This is a genomic window from Nonomuraea sp. B208 (assembly GCF_057536035.1).
Genome location: NZ_BAAJOU010000010.1, coordinates 374,364 through 386,127, shown reverse-complemented (window position 1 = coordinate 386,127; position 11,764 = coordinate 374,364). Strand labels below are relative to the sequence as shown.

Below are 11,764 nucleotides of genomic sequence, written 5' to 3'. Positions count from 1 at the left end.
GTGTTCAGGACGTCCCGTCCGGGCCGCCCAGCTCGCTGTCCAGCATCGCGAACAGCTCCTCGTCGGTCGCCGCGGCGAGATCCCGCACCTGGTCGCGCGGAGCTCCGTCGCCGTCGGTACGGCGGTGCGCCTCCCGCCACCGGCGGGCCAGCGCCTCCAGCCGTGCCGCCACCGCCTCCACGTCGGCCTGCGCGGCCGGGGCCTCGGCGAGCGGTTCGGCCATGGTGGCCTCCAGCCGTTCGAGTTCGTCGAGCACGGCGCGCGCCGGGTCGGCGTGCTCCGGGTCGAGTTCCTCCAGGAGGAACGTCACCAGCGCCTCCGGGTTGGGGTGGTCGAAGACCAGCGTCGCCGGGAGGCGCAGCCCTGCCGCCTCGGCCAGCCGGTTCCGCAGCTCGACCGCCGTCAGCGAGTCGAAGCCCAGCTCGGCGAAGGCCCGATCCGCCGCGACCGCGTCCACGCCGGCGTGCCCGAGCACCGCGGCCACGTGCGAGCGGACCAGGTCGAGGAGGATGCGGCGCTGTTCGGCCGGGAGCAGCCCCGCCAGCCTGTCGGCCAGCGACTCCTCCGTCGTGGCCGCGTCGGCGGCCGCCCGTCGCCGGGCCGGCGCGGCCACCAGGCCACGCAGCACCGGCGGCACCGGCTGGCCGGACAGCGCGTCCGCGTCCACGTCCGCGGCGAGCACCACGGGGGCGTCCCCGGAGACGGCGGCGTCGAAGCGGCGCAGTCCGGTCTCGGTGTCGAGCTCGCGCAGCCCGCTCGCGGCCAGCCGCGCCGAGTCGCCCGTGCCCACGTGGGCGGTCATCGCGCTGCGTTCCGCCCACAGCCCCCAGGCCAGCGAGTGGCCGGGCAGGCCGAGGTGGCGGCGGTGCTGGGCGAGGGCGTCCAGGAAGGCGTTCCCCGCGGCGTAGTTGCCCTGCCCGGGAGAGCCGAGCAGCCCGGCGGCCGAGGAGAACATGACGAACAGGGCGACGTCGTGCCTCCGGGTCAGGTCGTGGAGGTGCCAGGCGCTGTCGGCCTTGGGGCGCAGCACCGCGGCGAGCCGGTCAGGGGTGAGCGAGGCGATCGTGGCGTCGTCGAGCACGCCGGCCGCGTGCACCACCCCGGTGAGCGGGTGCTCCGCCGGGATGCCGGCGAGCAGCGCGGCGAGGGCGTCCCGGTCGGCCACGTCGCAGGACTCGACCCGTGCCGAGGCGCCCAGCCCGGCCAGCTCGTCGCGGAGCTCGGCGGCTCCGGGCGCGTCGATGCCGCGCCGGGTGACCAGCAGGAGGTGCCGCGCGCCGTACCGGGTCACCAGGTGGCGGGCCACGTGGCCGGCGATGACGCCGGTGCCGCCGGTGATCAGTACGGTGCCGTCCGGGTCGAGCTCCCGCGGCACGGTCAGCGCGAGCTTGCCGACGTGGCGTGCCTGCTGGAGGTGACGGAAGGCGTCCTTGGCGCGCCGGGCGTCCCAGACGGTGACGGGGGACGGCCGCAGCACCTCGTGCTCGTACAGCCGCACGACCTCGGCGAGGATCTCCTGGACCCGCTCCGGGGTGCCCTCCGGGTGCTGGGTGCGCGACTGGGCCACCATGTCGTACGCCCGGTAGACGACCCCCGGATGGGCGTCGGCCACCTCGTCCGCCTGCCTGATGTCGGTCTTGCCCATCTCCAGGAAGTGGCCGCCGCGAGGCAGCAGCTCCAGCGAGGCGTCGACGAACTCCCTGGCCAGCGAGTTGAGCACCACGTCCATCCCCGCGCCGCCGGTGACGGCCAGGAACTTCTCGCGGAAACCGAGGTCTCTGGAGGAGGCCAGGTGGGCCTCGTCCAGGCCGAGCGCGCGCAGCACGGGCCACTTGGCGGGCGACGCGGTCGCGTAGACCTCCGCGCCCAGGTGCTGGGCGAGCTGGATCGCGGCCAGGCCGACTCCGCCCGCGCCCGCGTGGACCAGCACCCGGTCCCCCGGGCTCACGCCGGCCAGGTCGACGAGGCCGTAGTAGGCGGTGAGGTTGACGATCGGCAGCACGGCGGCCGTGGTGAACGACCAGTCGTCCGGGATCGGGACGAGCAGCCGCCGGTCGCTGATGGCCACGGTGCCGGCGCCGCCGTCGACCAAGCCGGTCACCCGGTCGCCCGGCCGCAGGTCGGTGACGGCGGAGCCGACTTCGAGCACGACCCCGGCGGCCTCGCCGATCAGGCCGTCGTCCTCCTCGGTGATCATGTCGAGGGCGACGACCAGGTCGTGGAAGTTGATCCCGGCGACGCGGGGCGCCAGCCGTACCTCGGTGGGCGCCAGCGGGCGGGTCGCCTCCGGCGCCGGCAGCAGCGCGAGGTTGGACAGCGTGCCCTTGCCGGTGGTGGCCAGCCGCCACGGCCCGGCCGGGGGCACGAGCGCGTCGGCGTCGCGGGCCAGCCGCGGCGCGTGCACCGTGCCGGCGCGCAGCGCCAGCTCCGGCTCGCCCGCGTCGATGGCCGCCCGTACCGCCGCCCACGCCGGCTCCTGCCCGTCGGTGTCGAGCAGGACGAACCGGTCGGGATGCTCCGCCTGCGCGGCACGCACCAGGCCGGCGGCCGCCGCGTGCGCCGGGTCGGCGTCCTCTCCGGGGAGGACCGCCGCCGCACGCTGGACGACCACGGCCAGCCGGGCGCCGTCCGGCCGGTCGCCGTACAGCCACCCGCGCAGCGCGGCCAGGGTGGCCCCGGTGGCCGCGTGAGCGGCGGCCACCGGGTCCTCGCCGCTGTCGCGGGGCACGTCGAACACCTCAAGGTCCGGGGGTACGGCGCCGTCGGCCCGCAGGACGGCCGCGCCGTTGGCCGAGCCCGCGCCGTTGGCCGAACCCGCGCCGTTGGCCGAGCCCGCGCCGTTGACGAGTGGCTCGGGCGCCGACACCGCCGAGGGCAGCGGTGTCCAGGTGAGCCGGGGCAGCGCGACGTTCACCGCCGCCGCGTGCGCCAGCTCCCCGTCGGTCACCGCGCGCACCACCATGGCGTCCACCGAGGCCATCGGGGCCCCTGCGGAGTCGGCCAGCTCGATGGCGAAGCGGTCCGTCGTCCCCGGGTCGGAACCGGGCCGGTCGGCGACGCCGCGCAGCCGTACCCGTGCCGCCGTGGCGCCTGTGGTGCGCAGCCGTACGCCGCGCCAGGTGAACGGCAGCCGGGGCGCGCCGGAGGCGTCGTCGTCGAGGAGCCCGGCGGTGTGCAGCGCGGCGTCGAGCAGCGCCGGATGGATCCCGAACCGGTCCGCCTCGGTGGCGACCGCATCGGGCAGCGCGACCTCGGCGAAGATCTCGTCGCCGCGTCCCCAGGCACGGCGCAGGCCGCGGAACGCCGGCCCGTAGCCGTACCCGCCGGCGTCCAGGGTCTCGTACAGCTCGTCGACGTCCAGCTGCCGCGCGTCCGCCGGCGGCCAGGCCGAGCCGGGCTGCTGTGTGACGGGCGGCTCGGCGTCGGCGGTCTTCGCGAGGGTGCCGGTGGCGTGCCGGGTCCACGCGGTGGTCGCCGCGGCGGCCGGGTCGGCCGAGGCCGGCGCGGCGTACACGGAGATCTGCCGGTGGCCGTTCTCGGCGGCGCCGACCACCACGCGCACCCTGGTCGCGCCGTCGTCGGGCAGCACCAGCGGGCGTTCCAGGATCAGCTCCTCCAGCAGGTCGCAGCCGGCCCGGTCGGCGGCGTGCAACGCCATCTCCACCAGCGCGGCGCCCGGCACCACGATCCGGTCGGCCACCTTGTGGTCGGCGAGCCACGGCTGGCCCGCGACGGACAGCCGGCCGGAGAAGACCAGCCCGTCGCCGTCCGGCTCGTCCAGCACCGCGGCGAGCAGCGGGTGGTCGGCGGAGTCCAGGCCGGCGGCGCTCAGCCCGGCCGGTCCTGCCGGGGTGGCCGGCTTCCAGTACCTGTCGTGCTGGAAGGGGTAGGTGGGCAGTTCCGCGCGCCGCCGCGCGGCCGGCAGGACCTTCGGCCAGTCCACCGGCACTCCGCGCAGCCACGCCTCGGCCAGCGCCGTGGTGAACCGGCCGCCCTCGTCGCGGCGCAGCGTGCCCAGCGCGGCCACGTCCACGCCGTCCGCGGCGGCGGTCTCCTCGATCGCCGGCGTGAGCATCGGGTGGGGGCTCATCTCCAGGAACAGCCGGCGGCCGCGGGCCAGCAGCGCCCGGGTGGTCTCCGCGAACCGTACGGTCTGCCGCAGGTTCGTGTACCAGTACTCGGCGTCGAGCCCGGCGGTGTCCAGCTCGGCGGCGACCACCGTCGAGTAGAAGGGCACCCGGGCGGTCTGCGGGCGCAGCCCCGCCAGGTCGCGCAGCAGCGGTTCGCGCAGCACTTCCACCTGCGCGCCGTGCGAGGCGTAGTCCACGGCCAGCCGCTTGACGCGGACGCCCTCCGCCCGCAGCCGGGCCTCCAGCGCGTCCAGCGCCGCGCCGTCGCCGGCCAGCGCCACCGAGCCGGGCCCGTTCACCACGGCGACCGACACGGCGTCGCCGTACTCGGCGAGCAGCTCGGTCACCCGTTCGGCGGGCAGCGCCACCGACATCATGCCGCCGTTCTGGCCGGACAGGCGTTCGGCGACCGCGCGGGCGCGCGTCACCACCACCCGCGCCCCGTCGGCCAGCGACAGCGCTCCGGCCACGCAGGCGGCGGCGATCTCTCCCTGGGAGTGGCCGACCACCGCGGCCGGCTCGACGCCGGCCGCGCGCCAGGTCTCCGCCAGCGCCACCATGACGGCCCAGAGCACCGGCTGGACCACGTCGACGCGGTCGAGCATCCGGGCGTCGCCCAGCGCCTCGCGCACCCGCCAGTCCACCAGCGCCTCGACCTCCGCGGCGCAGCGCTCCAGCGCCTCGGCGAACGCGGGCGAGGACTCCAGCAGCTCGACCGCCATGCCGGGCCACTGACCGCCCTGCCCGGGGAAGACGAACACCGGCTGGTCGGCGCCGTCGTGCACGAGACCGCGGACGAGCTCCGCGGCCTGCTCGCCGGCGGCCAGCGCGCGCAGCCCCGCCACCGTGGCGTCCCGGGACTCGCCCAGGACGGCCGCGCGCCGCGGCAGGCCGGCCCTCCGGGTCAGCTCGGCGGCCACGTCCAGCAGCTCGGCGTCGTCGTGCTCATCCATGAAACCGGCCAGCCGGTCGGCCTGCGTCCGCAGCGCGGCCTCGCTCTTGGCCGACAGCAGCACCGGAAGCAGCGGAAGCGTGTCCGGCACGCTCGCGGGCGACGGCTCCTCAGCGGGCGGTTCTTCCAGGATCACGTGGGCGTTGGTGCCGGAGATGCCGAACGACGACACCCCCGCCCGACGCGGCCGGTCCGCAGCGCGCGGCCAGGGCTGAGGTTCGGTGAGCAGTTCCACCGCCCCGCCCGACCAGTCCACCTTCGACGACGGCGCGTCCACGTGGAGGGTCTTGGGCAGCACGCCGTGCCGCATCGCCAGGATCATCTTGATGATGCCGGCCACACCGGCCGCTGCCTGGGTGTGGCCGAGGTTCGACTTCACCGATCCCAGCCACAACGGGGACTGCCGATCCTGGCCATAGGCGGCCAGCAGCGCCTGGGCCTCGATCGGGTCGCCCAGGGCGGTGCCGGTGCCATGTCCTTCGACCACGTCCACCTGCGCGGGACCGATCCCCGCCGAAGCCAAAGCCTGAGCGATCACCCGCTCCTGAGAAGGACCGTTCGGCGCAGTCAGCCCGTTGGAGGCACCGTCCTGGTTGACCGCGCTACCGGCCAGCACCGCCAGCACCTGGTGCCCGTTGCGGCGAGCGTCGGACAACCGCTCCACCACCAGCACACCGACGCCTTCGCCCCAGCCGACCCCGTCAGCCGCCTCGGCGTACGCCTTGCAGCGGCCGTTCGCGGCCAGGCCCCGCTGCCGCGAGAACTCCACGAACGCCCCCGGGGTGGCCATCACCGTCACCCCGCCCGCCAGCGCCAGGTCGCACTCGCCGCGCCGCAGCGCGTCGGCGGCCAGGTGCAGCGCCACCAGCGAGGACGAGCAGGCGGTGTCCACGGAGAGCGCGGGGCCGCGCAGGCCGAGGGTGTAGGAGACCCGCCCGGAGACCGTCGCGCCGCCGGCGCCGGCCGGCACGTAGTCGTGGTACATCACGCCGGCGAACACCCCGGCGCTGGTCTCCCGCAGCGACGTCGGGTCGATCCCGGCCCGCTCCAGCGCGGTCCAGGACACCTCAAGGAACTGCCGTTCCTGCGGGTCCATCTCCGCCGCCTCACGCGGGCTGATCCCGAAGAAGTCCGGGTCGAAGTCGGCGGCGCCGTACAGGAAGGCGGCCTCCCTCGCGTACGAGGTCCCCTCGTGCGCGGGGTCCGGGTGGAACAGCGAGCCGAGGTCCCAGCCGCGGTCGGCGGGGAACTCGCCCACGGCGTCCCCGCCCTCGGTCAGCAGCCGCCAGAGGTCTTCCGGGGACTCCACGCCACCGGGGTACCGGCAGGCGAGCCCCACGATCGCGATGGGATCGGCAGTGACGGCGGGTGCCGCCACCGGCGCCGGTTCCGGCTTCTCCCCGGACCGGTCGGCCAGGAAGGCCGCCAGGGCGGTCACCGTCGGGTGGTCGAAGACCAGCGTCGCCGACAGCGCCACGCCGACCCGCCGGCCCAGCCTGTTGCGCAGCTCCACCCCGGACAGCGAGTCGAAGCCCAGCTCCTGGAAGGCCCGGTCCACCGGCACCGACTCGGCCGTGTCGTACCCCAGCACGCCGGCGGCCTCGGCGCGGACCACGCCCAGCAGCAGCTCGCGCCGCTCCGCCGGGGACATCCGGTCCAGCCGGTCGGCGAGCGAGCCGGGCGCGGCCGCCGCGGCACGGGCCGGCCGGCGGCCGGCGAGCGCGCGCAGCAGCGCGGGCGGCTCGGTGTCCCGGCCGCGCAGCGCGGCGAGGTCCAGCCGGCAGGCCACGGGTGCGGGGTGCCCCGCGGTCAGCGCCGCGTCGAACAGGGCCAGCCCCTCCGCGGCGGTGAGCGGTCGCATCCCGGAGGCGGCCAGACGGGCGGTCTGACGGCCGTCCAACCGGCCGGCCATGCCGTGTTCCGTCTCCCACGCCCCCCAGATCATCGAGATCGCCGGGAGCCCGTCGGCGGCCCGCCGTACGGCGAGCGCGTCCAGCGCGGCGTTGGCCGCCGCGTAGTTGCCCTGCCCGGCGGAGTCCATCAGCCCGGTCGTCGAGGAGAACAGCACGAACGCCCGCAGGTCGTGGTCGCGGGTCAGCTCGTGGAGGTGCCAGGCGGCGTCCACCTTGGGCCGCAGCACCCGCGTCAGCCGCTCGTCGTCGAGCGCGGGGATGGTGCCGTCGGCCAGCACTCCGGCCGCGTGCACCACGGCGGCGAGCGAGGGAACCTCGTCCAGGAGCGCGGCGAGCGCGGCGCGGTCGGCCACGTCGCAGGCGGCCACCCTCACCTCGGCGCCCAGCCCGGTCAGCTCCTCGCGCAGCTCGGCCGCGCCGGGCGCGTCGAGGCCGCGGCGGCTGGTCAGCACCAGGTGCCGCACCCCGTGCTCGGTGACCAGGTGCCGGGCCAGCAGGGCGCCCAGTCCGCCGGTCCCACCGGTGATCAGCGTGGTGCCCTCGGCGGGCCAGGCCGCGCCGCCGGTCCCGGCGTCGAGGCGGGTCAGCCGGGGAGCCCAGAACCGGCCGGCGCGAACCGCCGCCTCGGGCTCTCCGGCATGCAGCGCGGCCGCGGCGGCCTCGTCGATCGCGGCGCGGTCCGGGTCCAGCTCGGGGTCCAGGTCGACCAGGACGATCCGTCCCTGGCTCTCTTCCCTGGCGGCCCTGGCCAGCCCCCACACCGCCGCCTGCGCCACGTCCGGCGCCGCGCCGTCGAGGGCGACCGCGCCCCTGGTCGCGATCACCAGGGTGTCCTCGGCGGAGGGCTCGGCGGCCAACCAGCTGCGTACGCGCTCCAGCGTGGCCGCCACGGCGTGGCGTACCCGCTCGGGCGTGGCCGCCACGGTGTCGTCGCAGGCGGCCACGTGCACCTCGGCCGCCGCGACGGCGTCCCGCGCGGGCGTAGCGTCGGGCGCGGCCAGCGGCCGCCACTCCACCTCGTAGAGCGGGCGCGTCGCCGTCCCGACGCCGGCCGGGAGGTCGGCGGCGAGCGGGCGGGATTCGAGCGAGGTCACCGTGGCCAGCGGGCTGCCCGTCGCGTCGGCCAGGTCCAGCCGTACGGCTCCCGCGCCGGCGCCGTCGTCGGGGCGCAGCCGTACCCGGGCCGCGGCGGCGCCGGTGGCGTGCAGCTCGACCCCGCGCCAGGCGAACGGGACCACCGGCCGCCCCTCGGGCGTCTCCGCGTCCATCTCGGGCAGCAGGCCCACCCGCAGCGCGGCGTCCAGCAGCGCGGGGTGCGCGCCGTATCCGGCGGACTCCACCCCCTCCGGCAGCGCCACCTCGGCGTAGAACTCGTCGCCGCGTCGCCAGGCGGCGCGCAGCGCGCGGAACGCCGGGCCGTACTCGTAGCCGCGCTCGGCCAGCCGGTCGTCGAGCCCGTCGATGTCCACGGGCCGCGCGTCCGGGGGCGGCCACGCGGTGAGGCCGGTCCCGTCGGCCGTGGCGGGGGCCAGCGTGCCCTGGGCGTGCCGGACCCAGCCTTCGCCGGCCGTCGAGTGGATCTCCACGGTGCGGCGGCCCTCATCGTCCGGGGCCCCTACGGCGACCTGTACGGCCACGCCGTCCCCGGTGTCGGTGGGGACGACCAGCGGGGTCTCCAGGACGAGGTCGTCCAGCCGGCCGCAGTCCACCTCGTCGCCGGCGCGGATCGCCAGCTCCACGAAGCCGGTCCCGGGGAAGATCACGGTGCCGTTCATCGTGTGGTCGGCCAGCCAGCGCTGGGTACGCGGGGACAGCTGCCCGGTGAGGGTGACGGCGCCGTCCGGGTGGGTCACCGCGGCGGCGAGCAGCGGGTGCTCGACAGGCGACTGACCGACCGCCGACACGTCCCCCGACCGGTGCGCCTCCAGCCAGAACCGGCGCCGCTGGAACGCGTACGTGGGCAGGGTGACGGGCCGGGGCGGGGTCTCCCGGTCGGCGAACCAGGGAGCCCAGTCCACGCCCACGCCACCGGCCCAGGCCGCGCCGAGCGCGGCACCGAAGTGGGTGACCTCGTCGCGGTCGCGGCGCAGCAGCGGCACCACCGGGGCCGTTCGGCCGCCGTCGGCGAGGATCTCCTCGACCATGGGGGCGAGCTGCGCGTCGGGGCCGACCTCCAGGAAGTGGGTGACCCCGCGCTGCCGCATGACCTGGACGCCGTCGGCGAACCGCACCGGCCGCCGCACGTGCTCCACCCAGTAGCCGGGCTCGGTGACTTCGTCACCGGCCAGCTCACCCGAGACGTTCGACACCAGCGCCAGCTCCGGCCGCCGCAGCGTCAACCCCGCCACGACCTGCTCGAACTCGGCCAGCATCGGCTCCATCAACGGCGAGTGGAACGCGTGCGACACCCGCAACGGCCGCGTCCGGTATCCGCGCTCCCGCGCCCACTCCACGACCTCGGCGACCTGATCGGCCGCGCCCGAGACCACCACCGCGCCGGGCGCGTTCACCGCCGCCACCGAGATGTCGCCGTGCAGCACCGGGACGATCTCGTCCTCGCCACAGCCGATCGCCGCCATCGCGCCGCCGGCCGGCAACGCCTGCATCAACCGGCCACGAGCGGCCACCAACCGGCACGCGTCCGCCAGATCCAGCACCCCGGCCACGTGCGCGGCGCTGATCTCACCCAGCGAATGCCCGGCCACGAAATCCGGCCGGATCCCGAACGACTCCAGCAACCGGTACAACGCCGTCTCGAACGCGAACAGCCCCGCCTGCGCGAACACCGTCTGGTTCAGGGCGGCGGCCGTCTCCTCGTCCTGGGACGCGGGCGCCAGCACCTCACGCAGCCCGAGCCCGGGCGACCCGCCGGAGAACGTGCCCAGCTCGGCCGTCAGGAGCTCGGCCGCCTCGTCGAAGGCCCGCGCGAACACGCCGAAGCGCGCGTACAGGCCGCGGCCCATGCCGAGCCGTTGCGCGCCCTGTCCGGAGAACACCAGGCCCAGCCGCCCGGTCCGAGCCGTCTCGACGGTCACGCCGGACGGCGGCTCGCCCGCGGCCAGGCCGCGCAGCGCGGCGAGCAGAGCGTCCCGGTCGTCGGCCGCCAGCGCGGCGCGATGCGTCAGCGCCGCCCGCCGGGTCAGCGCCGCCGCCACGTCCGCCAGGTCGGCGTCGGCGCCGGCACCGGGCTCGGCGAGGAAAGCGGCCAGCCGGTCGGCCTGCGCGCGGAGCGCCGCCTCGGACTTGGCCGACACGACCACCGGCAGCACGGCAGGCGTGCGGTCAACGGGCTCCGCCGGGGCGGCCTCCTCCGGCGCCTCTTCGAGGATGACGTGGGCGTTGGTGCCGCTGACCCCGAACGCGGAGACCCCGGCGCGGCGCGGACGGCCGTCGCGGGTCCACGGCCGGGCCTCGGTCAGCAGCTCCACGGCGCCGGCGGACCAGTCCACTTCCTGGCTCGGCGCGTCCACGTGCAGCGTCTTGGGGAGCGTGCCGTGCCGCATCGCGAGCACCATCTTGATGACGCCGGCGGCGCCGGACGCCGCCTGGGCGTGGCCGATGTTCGACTTCACCGACCCCAGCAGCAGCGGCCGGTCGCGGCCCTGCCCGTAGGTCGCCAGCAACGCCTGGGCCTCGATGGGGTCGCCCAGCCCGGTCCCCGATCCGTGCCCTTCCACGACGTCCACGTCCGCGGGCGTCAGGCCCGCCGCGGACAGCGCGGCGCCGATGACCCGCTCCTGGGAGGGGCCGTTCGGCGCGGTCAGGCCGCTGCTGGCGCCGTCCTGGTTCACGGCGGAGCCGCGGATCACGGCCAGTACGGGGTGCCCGTGCCGCCGCGCGTCGGAGAGCCGTTCCAGCAGCAGCAGGCCGACGCCTTCGCCCCAGCCGACCCCGTCGGCGGCGTCGGCGAACGACTTGCAGCGGCCGTCCGGGGAGAGCACGCCCTGCCGGGCGGAGTCGACGAACAGCTCGGTGGTGGACAGCACGGTGGCGCCGCCGGCCAGCGCCAGCTCGCACTCGCCGCCGCGCAGCGCCTGCGCCGCCAGGTGCAGCGCCACCAGCGACGACGAGCACGCGGTGTCCACGGTGACCGCGGGCCCCTCGAAGCCGTACAGGTAGGAGATCCGCCCGGACGCCACGCTGTGGTGGCTGCCGTGCGCGATGAATCCCTGCACGCCGCGGGGTATCCGGTCGCTGCGCGAGCCGTAGTCGCCGTACATGACGCCGACGAACACCCCGGTACGGCTGCCGCGCAGCGCCGTCGGGTCGATCCCGGCGCGCTCCACCGCCTCCCAGGTGGTCTCCAGCAGGAGCCGCTGCTGCGGGTCCATGGCGGTGGCCTCGTTGGGGCCGATGCCGAAGAACTCCGGCTCGAAGTCGGCCACGTCGCGGAGGAAGCCGCCCTCGCGGGTGTAGGTCTTGCCCGGTTTGCCGCGCTCCGGGTCGTAGATCGCGTCGACGTCCCAGCCGCGGTCGTCTGCGGGCATGGGCGTGACCGCGTCCACCTCGTCGGTGAGCAACCGCCACAGGTCCTCGGGCGCGGTCACCCCGCCCGGGTAGCGGCAGGCCATGCCGACGATCGCGATCGGCACGCCGCCGTCCGGGCCTGCGCCCAGCTCCCGCAGGCGGTCCTCGGCGGCCTGCAACCGCCGCCTGGACTCCCGCAGATCCGCCGTCGCCCTTTTCAGGTAATTGACAAGTTTCTCTTCGTTGTCCATTACCAACCTAGGATTATCAGGAGCGTTGAGCTCACCGGGCTTGATGGTTCT

The 11,764-nt window shown here is 76.2% G+C and carries 1 protein-coding gene; it reads right to left on the bottom strand.

What is annotated here, in order from left to right:
- Positions 1–4: 4 nt before the first annotated feature.
- Positions 5–11,713, bottom strand: coding sequence for an SDR family NAD(P)-dependent oxidoreductase (locus AC27IY_RS07265; protein WP_487177482.1), 11,709 nt, complete (start codon positions 11,711–11,713; stop codon positions 5–7).
- Positions 11,714–11,764: the final 51 nt, after the last annotated feature.

Bases quoted from the DNA above. Each gene is read 5' to 3' on its own strand.
- AC27IY_RS07265 (WP_487177482.1), bottom strand. From the start codon at position 11,713: ATGGACAACGAAGAGAAACTTGTCAATTACCTGAAAAGGGCGACGGCG.